Source organism: Aeromonas bestiarum (assembly GCF_000819745.1).
Classification (GTDB): Bacteria; Pseudomonadota; Gammaproteobacteria; order Enterobacterales; family Aeromonadaceae; genus Aeromonas; species Aeromonas bestiarum.
Window position 1 is genome coordinate 15,224 of sequence record NZ_CDDA01000002.1, and the last position, 16,716, is coordinate 31,939.

Annotated in this window: 17 protein-coding genes; 7 read left to right on the forward strand and 10 right to left on the reverse strand. The window is 61.6% G+C overall.

Translation table 11 applies throughout. From position 1 onward, the window contains the following. Positions 1-31: 31 nt before the first annotated feature. Together envZ and ompR are read right to left on the reverse strand one after the other, a co-directional pair. Positions 32-1,342: a two-component system sensor histidine kinase EnvZ gene (gene envZ / locus BN1118_RS00245; protein ID WP_043554021.1), complete on the reverse strand. Its 1,311-nt coding sequence runs from the start codon at positions 1,340-1,342 to the stop codon at positions 32-34. Next, on the reverse strand, positions 1,339-2,058 hold the full coding sequence (gene ompR / locus BN1118_RS00250) for an osmolarity response regulator transcription factor OmpR (protein WP_005319762.1): 720 nt from the start codon (positions 2,056-2,058) through the stop codon (positions 1,339-1,341). The genes envZ and ompR overlap by 4 nt, the downstream gene beginning before the upstream one ends. 223 nt (positions 2,059-2,281) lie before the next feature. Here ompR and greB point away from each other — a divergent pair, with 223 nt between their 5' ends. After that, complete coding sequence (greB, locus tag BN1118_RS00255) at positions 2,282-2,755, forward strand: transcription elongation factor GreB (protein WP_043136397.1); 474 nt, start codon at positions 2,282-2,284, stop codon at positions 2,753-2,755. A gap of 344 nt (positions 2,756-3,099) precedes the next feature. After that, positions 3,100-5,412 carry a Tex family protein gene (locus BN1118_RS00260; RefSeq protein WP_043554023.1) on the forward strand — a complete coding sequence of 771 codons (2,313 nt, stop codon included), beginning with the start codon at positions 3,100-3,102 and terminating at the stop codon, positions 5,410-5,412. A 55-nt stretch (positions 5,413-5,467) separates the two neighbouring features. On the opposite strand, the gene BN1118_RS00265 is transcribed toward BN1118_RS00260, so the two are convergent. From BN1118_RS00265 to bioH, 4 genes are all read right to left on the reverse strand, one after another. Beyond that, a complete protein-coding gene (locus tag BN1118_RS00265; RefSeq protein ID WP_042866969.1) occupies positions 5,468-5,746 on the reverse strand; it encodes a hypothetical protein in 279 nt (92 codons plus the stop codon). Between the two features lie 95 nt (positions 5,747-5,841). Then, the gene (locus BN1118_RS00270; protein ID WP_043554026.1) at positions 5,842-6,645 is read right to left on the reverse strand and encodes a putative metalloprotease CJM1_0395 family protein; all 804 of its coding nucleotides are present in this window, start codon (positions 6,643-6,645) and stop codon (positions 5,842-5,844) included. A 1-nt stretch (position 6,646) separates the two neighbouring features. Continuing rightward, positions 6,647-6,880 carry a hypothetical protein gene (locus BN1118_RS00275; RefSeq protein ID WP_043554027.1) on the reverse strand — a complete coding sequence of 78 codons (234 nt, stop codon included), beginning with the start codon at positions 6,878-6,880 and terminating at the stop codon, positions 6,647-6,649. A gap of 71 nt (positions 6,881-6,951) precedes the next feature. Then, positions 6,952-7,716, reverse strand: coding sequence for a pimeloyl-ACP methyl ester esterase BioH (gene bioH, locus BN1118_RS00280; protein ID WP_043554029.1), 765 nt, complete (start codon positions 7,714-7,716; stop codon positions 6,952-6,954). Between the two features lie 38 nt (positions 7,717-7,754). Here bioH and BN1118_RS00285 point away from each other — a divergent pair, with 38 nt between their 5' ends. Further along, on the forward strand, positions 7,755-8,483 hold the full coding sequence (locus BN1118_RS00285; RefSeq protein WP_043554031.1) for a ComF family protein: 729 nt from the start codon (positions 7,755-7,757) through the stop codon (positions 8,481-8,483). A 229-nt stretch (positions 8,484-8,712) separates the two neighbouring features. Continuing rightward, complete coding sequence (nfuA, locus tag BN1118_RS00290) at positions 8,713-9,291, forward strand: Fe-S biogenesis protein NfuA (RefSeq protein WP_011704302.1); 579 nt, start codon at positions 8,713-8,715, stop codon at positions 9,289-9,291. A gap of 244 nt (positions 9,292-9,535) precedes the next feature. Here nfuA and gpsA read toward each other — a convergent pair whose 3' ends face one another. Genes gpsA through BN1118_RS00305 form a run of 3 tightly spaced genes read right to left on the reverse strand, consistent with a single transcriptional unit; the run spans position 9,536 to position 11,492 of the window. Continuing rightward, complete coding sequence (gene gpsA, locus BN1118_RS00295) at positions 9,536-10,540, reverse strand: NAD(P)H-dependent glycerol-3-phosphate dehydrogenase (protein ID WP_043136411.1); 1,005 nt, start codon at positions 10,538-10,540, stop codon at positions 9,536-9,538. 2 nt (positions 10,541-10,542) lie between these two features. Then, the gene (gene secB / locus BN1118_RS00300; protein WP_005319808.1) at positions 10,543-11,013 is read right to left on the reverse strand and encodes a protein-export chaperone SecB; all 471 of its coding nucleotides are present in this window, start codon (positions 11,011-11,013) and stop codon (positions 10,543-10,545) included. 47 nt (positions 11,014-11,060) lie between these two features. After that, positions 11,061-11,492, reverse strand: a complete 432-nt coding sequence (locus BN1118_RS00305) for a rhodanese-like domain-containing protein (protein WP_042866955.1) — start codon at positions 11,490-11,492, stop codon at positions 11,061-11,063. A 325-nt stretch (positions 11,493-11,817) separates the two neighbouring features. Between BN1118_RS00305 and gpmM the strand changes: the two genes are divergently transcribed. Then, the gene (gpmM, locus tag BN1118_RS00310; RefSeq protein ID WP_043554032.1) at positions 11,818-13,347 is read left to right on the forward strand and encodes a 2,3-bisphosphoglycerate-independent phosphoglycerate mutase; all 1,530 of its coding nucleotides are present in this window, start codon (positions 11,818-11,820) and stop codon (positions 13,345-13,347) included. Positions 13,348-13,356: 9 nt separating this feature from the next. Beyond that, a complete protein-coding gene (locus tag BN1118_RS00315) occupies positions 13,357-14,757 on the forward strand; it encodes a peptidoglycan DD-metalloendopeptidase family protein (RefSeq protein ID WP_043554033.1) in 1,401 nt (466 codons plus the stop codon). Between the two features lie 128 nt (positions 14,758-14,885). On the opposite strand, the gene BN1118_RS00320 is transcribed toward BN1118_RS00315, so the two are convergent. Continuing rightward, positions 14,886-15,536, reverse strand: coding sequence for a Qnr family pentapeptide repeat protein (locus tag BN1118_RS00320; protein ID WP_043554035.1), 651 nt, complete (start codon positions 15,534-15,536; stop codon positions 14,886-14,888). 89 nt (positions 15,537-15,625) lie between these two features. Here BN1118_RS00320 and BN1118_RS00325 point away from each other — a divergent pair, with 89 nt between their 5' ends. Continuing rightward, positions 15,626-16,633: a substrate-binding domain-containing protein gene (locus tag BN1118_RS00325; RefSeq protein ID WP_043554036.1), complete on the forward strand. Its 1,008-nt coding sequence runs from the start codon at positions 15,626-15,628 to the stop codon at positions 16,631-16,633. Positions 16,634-16,716: the final 83 nt, after the last annotated feature.

Here is a 16,716-nt window from a genome sequence, read left to right on the forward strand (position 1 = left end):
AGAAGGGCGTATCCACGGATACGCCCTTCTCTCAATCCATCCACTCCAGTGGCTGGTTCTTGGGTAGCCGGATCTCCACCAGCAAGCCCCCCAGGTCCGAGCTCCCCAGCCGTATGGTGCCATGGTGCTGGGAGACAATCTTGGCGACTATGGCCAACCCCAGGCCGCTGCCGCTGCCGGTGCGGGCCTCGTTGCCCTGGGTAAACGGCTTGAGCACCCGGTAGTAATCCTGCTCCGGGATGCCGGGGCCATTGTCTGACAGCCGCAGCCGCACCCAGTGGCCATCATCCTTCAGCTCTGCATGCAGGCGGCTCGCGCCATAGCGCAACGAGTTGCCCGACAGGTTGTTGAGGATGCGCCGGATGCTGATGGGATTGCAGGCCACCCGCACCGCCTCTTCCGGCAATTCGAGATCCACCTCCAGCCCCTGATCGGTCTGCACCAGCAGCACGTCGTGGATCAGCTGGGTCAGGTCGATTTGCTGGGTATCCAGCCCCTCGTCCGGCCGGATGTAGTCGATGAACTGATCTATGATGCCGTTGGACTCGTCAATGTCCGCGTTGATGCTCTCCTTGAGATACTCATCCCCGGACGACATCATCTCGGTCGCCAGCCGGATGCGGGTCAAGGGGGTACGCAGATCGTGGGAGACCCCGGCCATCATCAGGTTGCGCTCCTCGATCAGCCCCTTGATCGAGCTCGACATGTGGTTGAAGGTGCGGGTCAACCGGCGTACCTCCCGCGAGCCCTGCTCCCCCAGCGCATCGGGGAAGTTGCCGCGGGCCACGGCCACGGCACCGGCCTCCAGATCCTCCAGCGGACGCACCAGCTGGCGGGCAAACCGCCAGGCCGCGAACAGGGTCACCACCAGCAGCACGCTCATGTAGAGGATCAGCGGCTCTATGTCGTCATCCTCGATCTCGGTCAGCGGGATGCGAACCCACACCTGATTGGCCTGGGGCGGCTGGATCCAGATGATGTAGTGATCCTGGATCTCGACCCGCACCTTGGTCTTGCCCCCCAGCTCGCGGCTGATGCTCTCTTCCAGATAGGTGTAAGGTTTGGAGTCCTTGAGCCCGTGCTGCTCCGCCTCTGTCTGGGTATAGATGTCGCTGCCGGTCGCCACATAGACCAGCGCCTCGGCATCCTCGCTCAGCGCCAGCTGGTTGCTTTCGACCGGAAAAATGAGTTTGACCTGATTGGCCAGCAGGTGGCTGATCTGCTTGACGGTCGGCGCCAGCAGATAGTTGTAGAAGGTGGCATAGGAGACAAACTGATAGACCACCAGCACGGCGGCCAGAAACCAGAGCATGCGGGAAAACATGCTGCTCACTTTCTTCATTCGCCATCACCGTCCGGCACGAAGACGTAACCCAGGCCCCAGACGGTCTGCAGGTAACGCGGCTGGGCCGGGTCCTGCTCCAGCAAGCGGCGCAAGCGGGAGACCTGCACATCTATGCTGCGCTCGGTCGCCGTGTACTCGCGCCCTCTGGCCAGATTCATCAACTTGTCGCGGGAGAGGGGCTCGCGGGGATGACTGACCAGCACCTTCAGCACGGCAAATTCGCCGCTGGTCAGGGCCACCGGCTCGCCATCACGGCTGAGTTCACGGGTCGCCAGGTTGAGCTGATAACTGCCGAAGGTCACCATCTTCTCGGCGGTCGAGGGAGCCCCGGGCAGTTCGACGGTATGACGGCGCAGCACGGCGCGGATCCGCGCCAGCAGTTCGCGCGGGTTGAACGGCTTGGGCAGATAATCGTCGGCCCCCATCTCGAGCCCGACGATGCGATCCACCTCATCGCCCTTGGCGGTGAGCATCAGTACCGGGATCTGGTTGCCGGCCTCGCGCAGGCGGCGACAGATGGAGAGGCCATCCTCCCCCGGCAGCATCAAGTCCAGCACCATCAGGCTGAAATTTTCACGAGTCAGCAGGCGATCCGCCTGTTCACCATTGGCGACGCCACGAACCACGAATCCCTGTTCGGTCAGATAGCGCTCCAACAGAGAACGTAATTTCAAATCATCGTCGACGACCAGAACCTTGTATTGCTGACTCATTGCTTGCCTCTCCTCTCGATATGTTGCCAATACTAGAGCCCGGGCACCCAACGGCAAAGCATAAATATGTTACTGGTTATTGCCCATGGCCGCCTTGCGCGCCTCGGCCCACGCCCTCTCCCATGACGATACAGGTTTTGCTCGACAGCAAGGCGACAGCGGATAAGATCGGCCGGGCCACCAGAGGCCCATCAGCCCACATTGACGCAGGTACTTGAAATCCATGAAGACCAAGCTGATCACCCGCGAAGGCTACAACAAGCTGAAAGAAGAGCTCGATTTCCTGTGGCGTGAAGAGCGCCCCGAGACCACCCGCAAGGTGGCCTGGGCCGCCAGCCTGGGCGATCGCAGCGAGAATGCCGACTACCAGTACAACAAGAAGCGGTTGCGAGAGATCGACAGGCGGGTGCGCTACCTGCGCAAATGCCTCGAGGAGCTGGGGATCGTCGATTATGCCCCCGCCCAGGAGGGCAAGGTGTTCTTCGGCGCCTGGGTCGAGGTGGAGAACGACGAGGGTGAGACCAAGCGCTTTCGCATCGTCGGTTATGACGAGATCTTCGGCCGCAAGGATTACATCTCCATCGACTCCCCCATGGCCCGCGCCCTGCTCAAGAAGGAGGTCGGGGATGAGGCCATAGTGCCTACGCCAGTCGGTGACGTCTGCTGGTATGTCAACGAGATCAGTTATCCGAAGTGACGGTGGCGGGAAGCGCTCGCATCCCCGTCATGGGCAAGGGCTGATGCCCTTCCCGTCCAAGCAAAGAGCCCCCATGACAAGTATCTGGGCGGCCAGCCCCTCTCCCGCCATTCGGCCCGACGGCCATGCATGTCATTTCAGCAGGGTGGCATAGCGCCGCCCGACCCCATATAGTGCTCACATTTGGCGCCTTGGGTGCGGGCCAGTCCCGGCGATGCTCAATGCACACCATGCAGTCCCCCTCATGGTGCAGAGAGGCGGCGAGCTGACGAGCGGCATAACCGGCCGCAGCACATCGACGCCACCCCGGGCCAGTTGGATAGAAGCGACCACAGAGATCCCAGATGCACAGCCATGTAATAGAGAGACAGATTGCCGGTGAGCTGAATGCCCGCCCGGAACAGGTGCAGGCGGCCGTGCGCCTGCTGGATGAAGGTTCGACCGTGCCCTTTATCGCCCGTTATCGCAAAGAGGTGACCGGTGGCCTGGACGACAGCCAGCTGCGTACCCTGGAGAGCCGCCTCGGCTACCTGCGCGAGCTGGAGGATCGCCGCCAGGTGATCATTCGCTCCATCGAGGAGCAGGGCAAACTCACCCCGGAACTGGCCCGCGAGCTGAACGGCGCCGACAGCAAGACCCGGCTGGAAGATCTCTATCTCCCCTACAAGCCCAAGCGTCGCACCAAGGGGCAGATGGCCATAGAGGCGGGACTGGAGCCGCTGGCGAGCCTGCTGCTCACGGACCCTATGCGGGATCCCGAACAGGCCGCTGCCGCCTTCCTCAACATCGAGCACGGCATCACTGACAGCAAGGCCGCCCTCGACGGCGCCCGCTACATACTGATGGAGCGTTTCGCCGAGCAGGCCGATCTGCTGGAAAAGCTGCGGGACTACCTGTGGCACAACGCCACCCTGCGCGCCCGCATGGTGGCCGGCAAGGAGCAGGAAGGAGCCAAGTTCAAGGACTACTTCGAACACGACGAGCCGCTGCACAAGGCCCCCTCCCACCGAGTGCTGGCCATGCTGCGCGGTCGCAACGAGGGCATCCTCAATCTGGCGTTGATCACGGGTGAAGACGAGGGCACCAGCCCCTGCGAAGGCATCATAGCCCACCACCTCAAGCTGAATCTGCAGAACCGCCCGGCCGACAAGTGGCTGCAGGGGGTGGTGAGCTGGACCTGGAAGATCAAGCTCTCCTTGCAGATGGAGACCGAGCTTATCGGCCGCATCCGCGAATCGGCAGAAGACGAGGCCATCAAGGTATTCGCCATGAACCTGCAGGATCTGCTGATGGCGGCGCCGGCTGGCATGCGCTGCACCATGGGGCTGGATCCAGGCATCCGTACCGGGGTCAAGGTGGCCGTGGTCGACGCCACCGGCAAGCTGGTCGATCACGCCACCATCTACCCGTTCGAGCCGAAGCGCCAGATCGATCAGAGCCTCAAGACCCTGAGCGAGCTGTGTCAGAAGCACAAGGTCGAGCTCATCAGCATAGGCAACGGCACCGCCTCGCGAGAGACAGACCGGCTGGTGAGCGATCTGTTCGAGCGCTACCCCGCCGCCAAGGCACAGAAGATAGTGGTGAGCGAAGCGGGGGCCTCTGTCTATTCCGCCTCCGAGCTTGCCTCCCAGGAGTTCCCGGATCTCGATGTCTCCATCCGTGGCGCCGTCTCCATCGCCCGCCGCCTGCAGGATCCCCTGGCCGAGCTGGTCAAGATAGATCCCAAGAGCATAGGCGTGGGCCAGTACCAGCACGACGTCGGCCAGAGCCAGCTGGCCCGCCGGCTGGACGCCGTGGTCGAGGATTGCGTGAACGCGGTCGGGGTGGATGTGAATACCGCCTCGGTCGCCCTGCTGAATCGGGTGTCCGGTCTCTCCCAGACCCTGGCCCAGAATATCGTCGCCTATCGAGACGAGCACGGCGCCTTCCAGAGCCGCCAGCAATTGCTGAAGGTGAGCCGGCTCGGCCCCAAGGCATTCGAGCAGTGCGCCGGCTTCCTGCGCATTCGCGGGGGCAGCAACCCGCTCGACAGCTCGGCGGTGCACCCGGAATCCTACCCTGTGGTTGAGAGGATCCTGGCGCAACTCCAGCAGCACGTTGAGAGCCTGCTCGGCAACGGCAGCCTGCTGCGCAGCCTGAAGCCGGCCGACTACACGGATGAGCAGTTCGGCGTGCCCACCGTCACCGACATCATAGGTGAGCTGGACAAGCCGGGCCGCGACCCGCGCCCCGAATTCAAGACCGCCACCTTCAAGGATGGGGTGGAGAAGATAAGCGACCTGGTGCCCGAGATGATATTGGAAGGCGTGGTCACCAACGTCACCAACTTCGGCGCCTTCGTCGACATCGGCGTCCATCAGGATGGGCTGGTACACATCAGCTCTCTGACTGATCGCTTCGTCAAGGATCCCCGCGAGGTGGTCAAGGCGGGGGATATAGTGAGGGTCAAGGTGCTGGAGGTGGACGCCCCGCGCAAGCGGATCAGCCTGACCATGCGATTGGACGAAAAAGCCGGACAACCGGCCCGCAAGCCTGTGGAATCCCGCAACGCGAATGCTGGCCGTGCCAAGCCGAGACAGGCGCCGCGTCCAAGCACGCCGGTGGGTGGCGCCATGGGCAACGCCTTCGCGGCAGCCCTCTCCAAAACCAAGAAATGAGCCGCCAAGACATGAAAAAAGCCCCGAAAGGGGCTTTTTTACAAGACGCCAAGACTCATTGACTGAGGGTGGCCAGAATGCTTTCAGGATCCTGATGCCGGGCCAGCACCTCCCGCAGTCGATTGAATGCCTTGCAGGCCTCCTGCGGGTACTTGCCATAGGAAACCACACCGGTATGGCTCCAACCGGCCGCCAGCATGACTTTCTTCTTGAAGTGAGTGCCTTCGGTTCCGCCACCACCAAGCTGCATCAAAAACTGTTCCATCTGAAGGTGAGGAGGGGGAACGCGGGAGAAGGTGGCAAAGTCTTCCGGTTTGACTTCATCAAAGTGCATGACGACTCCTGTGAGGATGAATGGGATTACCCCTCAGATTAGTTGCAAATGCCCGGGACGTGATCGAAAAATCAGGGGAAAGAGTGGCGCCGCGCTCAGACGTTCAGGCTGAACCCTTGCTGCGCAGCAGGCCTGACCGCCTGTTGATAACGCTGGGCAATGACCTGGTTGCGCTGCTCCATGTAGCCATTCAGCACGCCCGTCTTGGCGCTGCCATCGGCCGCCAAGGCGGAGTCTGGGTCGGATGAGAGCAGCGCCTTGCGGGCATGAGCCTCCTTGGCGGCAGCACTTCTGGCCACGCTCAGATCCTGTGCGGAAGGATCGGCCGGGGCCAGGGCGGCGGCACGCACCTGCTGCATCTTGGCGATGGTCGCCCTGGGATCACCGGGAATGGTCCCGATGTCGATGGAGACGCCACCGCCGGTAGCGTAGCGCTTGCCATCCGGTCCCATCGAGAACTGATAGGTCGGACTGCTGGCATACTGGCCGCCAGTGCTCTGATGTGCCTGCTCGTGGGTCCGTACCTCCTGATCCCTGTCGGCCAGCTCCTTGACCTGCAACTCCTGCTTCTGCTGTTGCTCCTGCTGTCTGGGATCCTGCTGTTGCTTGTTGCGCTGCCCCTCTTCCCCCGTGGCCTCCACGAAGCGGTGATCAACCGGCGTTTGCGGATTACCGGTGGTCTGGGAAACGTCCCGCGTCTGCTGGGAGGTCTGGTTGGGATTGGCCTGGCTGGCCTTGGACTTGTCTTTCTGTGAGCCGACTTCAGGCTCGGCATTGAATGCCTCGCTCTGACGGGTCTGGGGGATGAGGGCTGCACGGCGATTGTCAGTGCGTGCCGATTCCGTCTGCGGTTGCAGCTGATTAGGAATAATGGTCGGCAGACTGACATTGATGTTCATGTCACACCCGGATATCGATCAGGGTACCCATAACATCACTGGCGGTCTGGATCACCTTGGCAGATGCTCCGGCCTGTACCTCGGCCACTTTGAGGTTGACCAGCTCATCGGGCAGTTGTACTTGATCACCGCGCGGGGTGTTGAGCCTGGCGATCTGGCTGGATGCCTTGTCGGCAATCTGTTCCGCTCGCTGAAACCCTTGTACTCCGCTGTTCAATGCAGAATCTATACGCATGATGACACTCCTCTGACGCTGGATTAATTATCCGTCACGCCAGAGGATTAATGAAGCAAATAGGTTGTTTTTCAACCAACAAAATGTCGAATGATTTCAACGAACTGCTGTGGATGGGAAATAAAGGGTGCGTGCGAGGCCTTTTCCAGCACCTGGCTGTGACTGGCCGGGTAGCGTTCGTCCAGCAGTGGTATGGCCGCCTTGGGCACCAGCGAATCCAGTCGGCCATAGACCCGCAGCCAGGGCAGGCTCAGCGTTGCCAGCGCATCGCGCAGATCAACGTCAGCCAGCAGACCGAGTCCAGCCTCCAGCGCCACAAGTTGGGGAGCCGGACGTTCGGCCAACCAGTGGCGCAGCTGGCGAATATCATCCCGGGCGTGTTCACTGCCCATGGCCTGGATCGCGAGGAAACGCTCTATGGTCTGCTTGAAGTCCCCCGCCAGCATCTGATTGAAGCCGGTCAGCACCTTGGGAGCTATCCCCGGCCAGTCGTCACGGGCCATGAAGCAGGGGGAGCTCGCCACCGTGATCAGGCTCTGGCAGCGCTCAGGCTGGGTCAGCGCCAACTGGCTCGCCACCAGACCACCGAGTGACCAGCCGAGCAGATGGCATTTCTGCGGCAAGACGGCGGCGACCTGCTCAGCCAGCCAGGGCAAGGAGTACTCACTCCCGTCGGCCAGCGGACTGTTGCCAAACCCGGGCAAGTCCACCAGATGCAGCCGATAATGGGCCGCCAACTGCTGGGCAATACCATGCCAGACTGCGCCATTCATGCCCCATCCGTGCAACAGCACCAGATCGGGCCCCTGACCAAATCGCTCTACCGATACGCTCATCTAGACTCAAGATCCCTGTTCATTCTCTTGGGGTCAGCATGTTAAAGCTGCTGCTCGCCAAAGCAAGCCCGATCCTTGGCAACCATGCCGACTGGCAGGGCCACTGTCTGCTCTGCCAACAGCCTTGCGATACACAGCCGCTGCTCTGCAGCTGGTGCCAGCAGGCCCTCCACCAGCCCTATCGCAAATGCAGCCTGTGTGCGGCGCCCTTGCCGGAACCTGACGGAGAAACCGAACCTGTCTGCGGGCGCTGCCAGCGCAGGCCACCGCCCTGGCAGCGGCTGCAGGTCATTGGCGACTACCAGGCCCCCTACTCCATGCTCATCCCGCAGCTGAAATATTCTGGCCAGATCCTGCTGGCACCGCTGCTCGCCCGTCTGCTGGCCGATCATCTGGAGAGAGACGATCTCCCCGAGGCCATCATTCCGGTTCCCCTGCACTGGTGGCGACTCTGGTGGCGTGGCTTCAATCAGGCGGAGGAGATAGCCATCACCCTCAGCGAGATCACCGGCATCCCCTGCGACACCCGGCTGCTGCGCAGAACCCGAGCCACCCCGCAGCAGACGCGGCTCAGTGCCGCTCAGAGGCGACGGAATCTGCGCGGCGCCTTCCAGATCCAGCCCCACCATTACCAGCACGTGGCTCTGCTCGACGATGTGGTGACCACGGGGGCGACGGCAGGCCAGCTCACCCGCGTACTGCACGAGAGTGGCATCACAAAAGTGGAGGTGTGGGCCATTTGTCGCACGCTCAAACACCTCAAATGACACTCGATATGGCTACCGCAAGCTCAGGCACATCAGGTTGCCACAGAGATGTATGCCGCCCCCGCAAACACCCTCAATAATCTGCGGCATGTATCCCGCAGGCTCATCCACATCAGGCGGCCATAGGTATATTTGACATATGCCCGGCGCCATCAGCATGCTACCCAAGCACTGCCAAGCGAGTTATCATGAATACCCTAGTCGTACACTCAGGTTTATGAGGATAGTGATGATCAGCATTTCCGACACCGCCCAGGCCCATTTCCGTAAACTGCTGGAAAAACAGCCTGATGGCACCAATATCCGGGTGTTTGTGGTCAATCCGGGAACCCAGAATGCCGAGTGCGGCGTATCATATTGCCCACCCGACGCGGTCGATCCGGAAGATCAACACCTGCCCTTCAGCGGCTTCGACTGCCTGGTCGACCCTCTGAGCGCCCCCTTCCTGGTCGATGCCACCATCGACTTCGTCACCGATCAGATGGGCTCCCAGCTCACCCTCAAGGCGCCAAACGCCAAGATGCGCAAGGTGGCCGACGACGCTCCGCTGATCGACCGCATCGAATATGTGCTGATGTCAGAGGTGAACCCCATGCTGGCCGGTCACGGCGGCAAGGTCACCCTGGTCGAGCTGACCGAGGACAAGCTGGCCATCCTGCAGTTTGGCGGCGGTTGCAACGGTTGCTCCATGGTCGACTACACCCTGAAAGAGGGGATCGAGAAGCAGCTGCTGGAGAAATTCCCGGGCGAACTCAACGGCGTCAAAGATGCCACCGAGCACCAGCGCGGCGATCACTCCTACTATTGATCCCGTGCCAGTGGCGATCACCCGCCAGGCTTGATCCCCTTGCTGCACATAAAAAGGCCCCGCCAATCTGGCGGGGCCTTTTGCTATCCGGCGAACCTAATGAGCCTATCTCAGCAGGCGTCGATGTTGACGGCAGTTTGAACACGGACAGCGCGCAGAAACCGGAGCGTATCGGCATACGTGAGGATTTCGAGCACTGTCCAGGTTCAAAATGGCTAATAAAACAGCCTAATGGTATTTGCTCTTATTCGTCGCGCTTGTCTCGGCTAAGCAGGGCGATGGCGGCCTCTTTCGGGTTCTTGCCCTGATAGAGCACCTGAAAGATCTGCTCGCAGATGGGCATCTCGACGCCACAGCGGGCCGCCAGCAGATGCACCTCCTTGGTGTTGCGATAGCCTTCTACCACCTGACCTATTTCGGCCATGGCGGTATCCACGCTCTTGCCGGCCCCGAGGGCCAGACCGAAGCGACGGTTGCGCGACTGGTTGTCGGTACAGGTCAGCACCAGATCCCCGAGCCCCGCCATCCCCATGAAGGTTTTGGCATCGGCACCCAGCGCCGCACCCAGACGCTGCATCTCCACCAGACCCCGGGTGATGAGCGCGGTTCTGGCGTTGGCGCCAAACCCCAGCCCGTCGGAGAGACCGGCACCGATGGCGATGACGTTCTTGACGGCACCGCCCAGCTGCAGACCGACGAAGTCCGGATTGGTATAAACCCGGAACGAGCGGCCGCAGTGCAGCAACAGGGAGAGATCATCGGCGAAGTCATCGTGAGTCGACGCCACCGAGATGGCGGTCGGCAGGCCGGCGGCCAGCTCCTTGGCGAAGGTGGGACCGGAGATCACCGCCAGCGGGATCGCCTCACCCAGTACCTCACGGGCCACGTCTTGCAGCAGACGGCCGCTGTCAGGTTCCAGCCCCTTGGTGGCCCAGGCGATACGGGTATCGGGGCGCAGGAAGGGTTTGACCTGAGCCAGCACCTGGCCGAACACGTGGCTCGGCACCACCAGCAGCAGCACGGGTGCGGCTTGCACCGCCGCCTGCAGATCGGCGGTCAGCTGCAGATCGGCAGGGAAAGGGACATCCGGCAGAAAAGCCTTGTTGCAGCGGTCTTGTTCCAGCTCGGCGACATGGGCAGGGTCGTGACCCCACAGCAGGGTCGGATGACCGTTGCGCGCCAGAGAAATGGCAAGGGCGGAGCCATAAGACCCCGCCCCCAAGACCGAGATAGCGATCTGGTCAGCCATTATCAGGCTTCCGCAGTCGCCTGCTGGGCCTGTGCTTGCGCCATGTGCTGGGCAAACAGGGCATCGAAGTTGACCGGTGCCAGGTTCAGCTGCGGGAAGGAACCCTTGCTCACCATGTTGGCCACGGCTTCGCGGGCATACGGGAACAGGATATTCGGGCAGAAGGCGGCCAGGCAGTGAGCCAGTTGCGGCTCCGGCAGGTTGCCTATGGTGAAGATACCGGCTTGCTGCACTTCACACAGGAAGGCAGTCTCGGTTTCCAGCTTGCAGGTCACGGTCAGGGTCAGCACAACCTCATACACGCCGTCAGCCAGGATGTTGGTCTTGGTGTCCATGTCCAGCTTGACGTCCGGCTGCCACTCTTTCTGGAAGATGTGCGGGGTATTCGGGGCTTCGAAAGAGACATCCTTGGTGTAGACACGCTGGATGTGGAATTCCGGTTGTACTTCCTGGTTGTTGATTTCGTCAGCCATTTCGTTTGATTCCTTTTTAAGAAAATATGTGGGCGCAGGCCCTTAAATCAGCGTTTTTTGGTCACCGGCAGATTATCTGCACGCCACTGGGCCATGCCACCGCTGAGCACATACACCTGCTTGAAACCGGCCTTGCTCAGTTGGCGACCCGCGCCACCAGCGGTCATCCCCGACTCGCACACCACTATGATGGGGGCATCTTTATGCTTTTCAACCGGACCCAGGTTATTGCTCTGGATCTGGCTGAGCGGCAGGTGCTGGGCACCGGCCAGATGGCCCTTGGCAAACTCTTCCTGACTGCGAATGTCCACCACGGTGGCATTTTCACGGTTGATCAGCAGGGTAGCCGTGTGGTTGTTCACCGTCTTAACCGGAGAAAAACGAGCACGCACAGTGGTGTAAACCAGGGTGCCTGCCAGGCCGAACCAGGCTGCGGTCAGCAGCGGGTTACGGGCCGCAAAATCCAAATACTCTTGCATCTTCTACTATCCAGGGACCAAGACAAGGGCCCGAGTATACATGGGGACCCCACCAAGATCAGCCATCTTGGCGGCAAAGCGGGAGCGGGCTCCCATCGGGCAGGGGCACGATAAAGGATCGGAATAAAAAGTGGCGTCCGACGCCTTGAGGCGAGGATTCGTCGAGCCGGGAGACAAGCCGGCGACAAAGGGGAAACAGGCTGGCAACAGTCCTGAACGACGGCGGGCCTGGGCTTGGCTATCAGGTGACTATTTCGGCAGATGTAGTAATATTACGCTAGTTTCACTTCCCGCAATTCATTCCTATCCGAGAGGACATAGCCTTATGTCAACAGCTAAGAAACCTTTGGTTCTGGTCATCATGGACGGTTGGGGCTACAGCACCAAGCAAGAGCACAATGCCGTCGCTGCCGCCAAGACTCCCAACCTCGACCGTCTCGCCCGTGACTACACCAGCACCCTGATCTCCGGCTCCGGCCTGGACGTGGGTCTGCCGGATGGTCAGATGGGTAACTCCGAAGTGGGTCACGTCAACATAGGTGCCGGTCGCATCGTCTATCAGGAACTGACCCGCATCTCCAAAGAGATCAAGGACGGCGACTTCTTCCAGAACGTCGAACTGGCCAAGGCTGTTGACGGTGCCGTGACCAAGGGCAAGGCAGTGCACATCATGGGTCTGATGTCCCCGGGTGGCGTACACAGCCACGAAGAGCACATCATGGGCATGATCGAGATGGCCGCCAAGCGTGGCGCCGAGCAGATCTATTTCCACGCCTTCCTGGATGGCCGCGATGTACCGCCGCGCTCCGCCCAGTCCTCCATCGAACAGTTCGATGCCCTGTTTGCCCGTCTGGGCAAGGGTCGTTTCGCCTCCATGATCGGCCGTTACTTCGCCATGGACCGTGACAACCGCTGGGATCGCGTGCAGCAAGCCTATGACCTGATGACTCAGGGCAAGGGCGAGTTCACCGCCGACAGCGCCAGCGAAGCCCTGGCCGCCGCCTATGCCCGCGACGAGAACGACGAATTCGTCAAGGCCACCCGCATCGGTGCCGCTGCCCCCATGCAGGATGGCGATGCGCTGATCTTCATGAACTTCCGTGCCGACCGCGCCCGCGAGATCACCCGCGCCTTCGTCGACAGCGACTTCACCGGCTTTGCCCGTGCCGCCACCCCGGCGCTGAACTTCGTGATGCTGACCGAATACGCGGCCGACATCAAAACCGCCTGTGCCTACCCGCCGACCGCCCTGGTGAACACCCTGGGTGAGTGGCTGGCCAAGCAGGGCAAGACCCAGCTGCGCATCTCCGAAACCGAGAAGTACGCCCACGTCACCTTCTTCTTCAACGGTGGCGAAGAATCCTGCTTCACCGGCGAAGACCGCGAGATCGTCGCCAGCCCGAAAGTGGCCACCTATGACCTGCAGCCGGAAATGAGCTCCGAAGAGCTGACCGACAAGCTGGTTGCCGCCATCAAGAGCGGCAAGTACGACACCATCATCTGCAACTACCCGAACGGCGACATGGTCGGCCACACCGGCGTGTTCGATGCGGCAGTCAAAGCCTGTGAAGCGGTTGACCACTGCATCGGTCGTGTCACCGAGGCCCTGGCCGAAGTGGGTGGCGAGTGCCTGATCACCGCCGACCACGGCAACGCCGAGAAGATGCTGGACGAAGAGACGGGTCAGGCCCACACAGCCCATACCAACCTGCCGGTTCCCCTCATCTATTTCGGTCGCAAGTCCGAGGTAGTTGAAGGCGGCAAACTGTCCGATCTGGCGCCGACCATGCTGACCCTGATGGGTCTGCCGGTCCCGCCGGAAATGACTGGCAAGCCCCTGATGATTCTGAAATAATCCTTCCCCATGCGGGGATGCGAAGTTATTTCAAACAAAACCAGTCGCGTCGGCCTGTTGGCCGGCGCGCTGTTTTTTTGCCTGTCGTTTGTCGCGGGCAAGGCCCTGGCTGCCAATCAGCAGCTCGGCACCATGCAGTCCCAGATCAAAGAGCAACAGAAGACCATCAAGCTCAGCAAGCAGGAGCTGGCCAAACTCAACACCCAGCTCAAGGCCGATGAGCAGGCCATCTCGGCCGCGGCGGCCAAGCTCGAGCAGACCAAACAACAGCTGAAACAGAATCAGCAAAAACTGGTGGGCCTGCAACAGGACAAGCTGGATCTGGAACAACAGGCCAGACATCAGAAGCAGTTGCTGGCCAAGCAGGCGGAAAGCGCCTTCCAGGCGGGCAACCACGATTACCTCAAACTGCTGCTCAATCAGCAGGATCCGGCCAAACTGAGCCGCTCTCTCGATTACTACGACTACCTCAACAAGGCCCGCATCGAGGCCATCGAAGCCCTGCGCACGACCCGCACCAAGCTGGCGAAAAACCAGCAGGCCACCAAAGAGACCGAGAACAAGCTGCAAACCCTGCTGAGCGAACAGCAGCAACATCACCAGAGCCTGCTGGCCAGCCAGCAGAGCCGCGCCAAGGTACGCAACCAGCTGCAGCAGTCGGTACAGGATGACGAACAGAAGCTGACCAAGCTGGTCAAGGCGGAGAAAGCCCTGAAGGCCCGGCTGGAAGAGCTGCGTCGCCAGCGGGAAGAGCAGGAGCGCCGTGAGCGGGCCGAGCGGGAGCGGCTGGCCAAGCTGAAAGCCGAACAGGAGCGCCAGCGCCGCCTGGAGGCCCAACGCCTGGCCGCCGAGCAGAAACGGATTGCCGAACAGCAACGGATCGCGGCCCAGCAGCAGAAGGTCGGCGAGCAGCAACGGCTCGCGGCCCAACAGCAGAAAGTCGCCGAACAACAGAACCGGGTGGCGGAGCAGCAAGCCGCCGCGCGCAACAGCAAGCCAAGCAGTGGCGGCTACGGCGGTCTCAGCACCAACGGTAGCCTGCGCTGGCCGGTGCAGGGCCCGATCCTCATCTCCTACGGCTCACCCCGCACCGCCGAGCTCAAGTGGAAGGGCACCCTGATTGGCGCCAGCGAAGGGACCCAGGTCAAGGCGGTCGCACCGGGCCAGGTGGTGTACGCCGACTGGCTGGATGGCTTCGGCATGCTGCTGGTGATCGACCACGGCCGTGGCTACATGAGCCTCTACGGTCACAACCAGTCGCTGCTGCGTCAGGTGGGCCAGAGCGTGGAACAGGGCGAACCCGTGGCGCTGGTCGGCGACAGTGGCGGCCAGGACAGACCCGGACTCTACTTCGAGATCCGCTATCAGGGTGAAGCCATCAACCCGACCAAGTGGCTGGCCAAACGCTGATCACCGCCACCCGGCCGCCAACCTGCCATCCAAAAAAGCCTGCATGACGCAGGCTTTTTTGATCGTCGCCGACGGCTCTGGCGGCGGCATCGAATGACGAAAACTTACCCCGTTTTCGACCGCCGGGATCAGGGGAAAACGATGAGGCCGAGCTGTTCGAGCAGCCCCTGCTGCTGCTCTTCATTGATCTGCACCCCGTCCAGCTTGACCCGACGCAGATCCAGCCCGGGCAGATCGCACTGACGCAGATCGCAGCCCTGCAGATTGAAGCTGGTCCACTCTATCTGGCCGAACTCTGAACCACTCAGATCGGAGCCGGCCAGCGAGGCCCCCAGCAGGCTGGCTCCCTGCCAGCGATTGCCGCTGAGCTCGCAGCGCTCCAGCAGGCAGCCATCAAAGTTGGCGTAGCTGAAGTTGTTGCCGGTCAGATGCGCCTCGCAGAAGTAGCTCTTGACGGTGATCTGGTTGGCAAAGCTGGCGCGGGCGAAGTTGATGCCCATGGCCTGGCAGTCGCGCAGCTCCAGCCCCAGGCACTGGCTGCGGCTGAGATCCGCCAGGGTCAGATCGCAGCGCAGGAAGCTGGCCTCCCGCAGATCGCAGCCCTGCAGCTGGCAGCCCAGCTCGCGCTCCCGCTCGTAGAAACTGCAGTCGACGAAGCGGCTCTCGCTCAAGTCCAGCCAGGAGAAGTTGCAGTCGATGAAGCGGCACTCAGTGAAACACTCTTGCGCCACATACTGCTGTTCGAAACGCTTCCCCTCGAAGCACTTGCCCTTGATCATGCGAATAGTCCTCTGTCGATGGCGTCATATGCTGACTTTGTTAAACAAAAACGGTAATGTTACCTGTAACATTTTTGCCGGATCCCGAGATGAACGATACCCGAAAGCGCCGCCCCACTCTGCAGGACATAGCCGACCAGACCGGGGTCACCAAGATGACCGTCAGCCGCTACCTGCGCGATCCGCAGGCCGTGGCCGAGGGCACCCGTGAGCGGATCGCCGCTGTGGTGGAGGCACTGGGCTACATCCCCAACCGGGCGCCGGACATTCTCTCCAACGCCACCAGCAGGGCGATCGGCATACTGATCCCCTCTCTCTCCAACCAGGTCTTCTCCGCCGTGGTACACGGCATAGAGTCGGTGACCCGGCCCGCCGGCTACCAGACCCTGCTCGCCCACTACGGCTACAGCCCGGAACGGGAAGAGGAGCAGGTGGCCTCCCTGCTCTCCTATCACGTGGACGGCCTGATCCTCTCCGACAGCCAGCACACGGAGCGCACCCGCAAGATGATCGCCACAGCCGGCATTCCTGTGGTGGAAACCATGGATCTGCCGCAAGCCCCCATCGACATGGTGGTGGGGATGGATCACAGGGCCGCCGCCCGGGCCATGGTAACAGAGATGCTGCGCCGGGGCCGACGCAAGCTGGTCTATCTCGGCGCGCGACTCGACGTGCGCACCCAGCTCCGGATGGAGGGTTACTACCAGGCGATGGGCGATTATGGCCTCTCCGGCCAGCACCTGCTGACCGAGCAGTCCTCCAGCTTCACTCTGGGTGGTCAGCTGCTGGATCAGGCGCTGGTGCGCTACCCCGACCTCGACGGCCTGTTCTGCACCAACGATGACCTGGCGGTGGGCGCCCTGCTGCAGTGCCAGGCCAAGTGGATACCCGTGCCCCAACAGATCGCCATCGCCGGCAGCAACGCTCTCGACATAGGCCATGCCATGACCCCCAAGCTGGCCAGTATCGTCACCCCGCGCAAGGAGATAGGCCGCGAGGCGGCGACCATGCTGCTGGCCCGACTCAGCGGCCAGCCGCTGCCCGATACCCGCAAGGACATGGGCTTCTCCCTCTATGAAGGGGACAGCCTGGGCTGACGCTTTCGCGAAGGAAGGTCAAAGCCTTAGGGCACGCAGGCTGAATGTGCCTCCCCCTTATTCAAGGCTCTGTCCCAGTTATG

What these genes read in the sequence shown, in the direction of transcription:
- envZ (WP_043554021.1), bottom strand. Translation starts at nt 1,342, where the DNA reads ATGAAGAAAGTGAGCAGCATGTTTTCCCGCATGCTCTGGTTTCTGGCC.
- ompR (WP_005319762.1), bottom strand. Translation starts at nt 2,058, where the DNA reads ATGAGTCAGCAATACAAGGTTCTGGTCGTCGACGATGATTTGAAATTA.
- greB (WP_043136397.1), top strand. Translation starts at nt 2,282, where the DNA reads ATGAAGACCAAGCTGATCACCCGCGAAGGCTACAACAAGCTGAAAGAA.
- BN1118_RS00260 (WP_043554023.1), top strand. Translation starts at nt 3,100, where the DNA reads ATGCACAGCCATGTAATAGAGAGACAGATTGCCGGTGAGCTGAATGCC.
- BN1118_RS00265 (WP_042866969.1), bottom strand. Translation starts at nt 5,746, where the DNA reads ATGCACTTTGATGAAGTCAAACCGGAAGACTTTGCCACCTTCTCCCGC.
- BN1118_RS00270 (WP_043554026.1), bottom strand. Translation starts at nt 6,645, where the DNA reads ATGAACATCAATGTCAGTCTGCCGACCATTATTCCTAATCAGCTGCAA.
- BN1118_RS00275 (WP_043554027.1), bottom strand. Translation starts at nt 6,880, where the DNA reads ATGCGTATAGATTCTGCATTGAACAGCGGAGTACAAGGGTTTCAGCGA.
- bioH (WP_043554029.1), bottom strand. Translation starts at nt 7,716, where the DNA reads ATGAGCGTATCGGTAGAGCGATTTGGTCAGGGGCCCGATCTGGTGCTG.
- BN1118_RS00285 (WP_043554031.1), top strand. Translation starts at nt 7,755, where the DNA reads ATGTTAAAGCTGCTGCTCGCCAAAGCAAGCCCGATCCTTGGCAACCAT.
- nfuA (WP_011704302.1), top strand. Translation starts at nt 8,713, where the DNA reads ATGATCAGCATTTCCGACACCGCCCAGGCCCATTTCCGTAAACTGCTG.
- gpsA (WP_043136411.1), bottom strand. Translation starts at nt 10,540, where the DNA reads ATGGCTGACCAGATCGCTATCTCGGTCTTGGGGGCGGGGTCTTATGGC.
- secB (WP_005319808.1), bottom strand. Translation starts at nt 11,013, where the DNA reads ATGGCTGACGAAATCAACAACCAGGAAGTACAACCGGAATTCCACATC.
- BN1118_RS00305 (WP_042866955.1), bottom strand. Translation starts at nt 11,492, where the DNA reads ATGCAAGAGTATTTGGATTTTGCGGCCCGTAACCCGCTGCTGACCGCA.
- gpmM (WP_043554032.1), top strand. Translation starts at nt 11,818, where the DNA reads ATGTCAACAGCTAAGAAACCTTTGGTTCTGGTCATCATGGACGGTTGG.
- BN1118_RS00315 (WP_043554033.1), top strand. Translation starts at nt 13,357, where the DNA reads ATGCGGGGATGCGAAGTTATTTCAAACAAAACCAGTCGCGTCGGCCTG.
- BN1118_RS00320 (WP_043554035.1), bottom strand. Translation starts at nt 15,536, where the DNA reads ATGATCAAGGGCAAGTGCTTCGAGGGGAAGCGTTTCGAACAGCAGTAT.
- BN1118_RS00325 (WP_043554036.1), top strand. Translation starts at nt 15,626, where the DNA reads ATGAACGATACCCGAAAGCGCCGCCCCACTCTGCAGGACATAGCCGAC.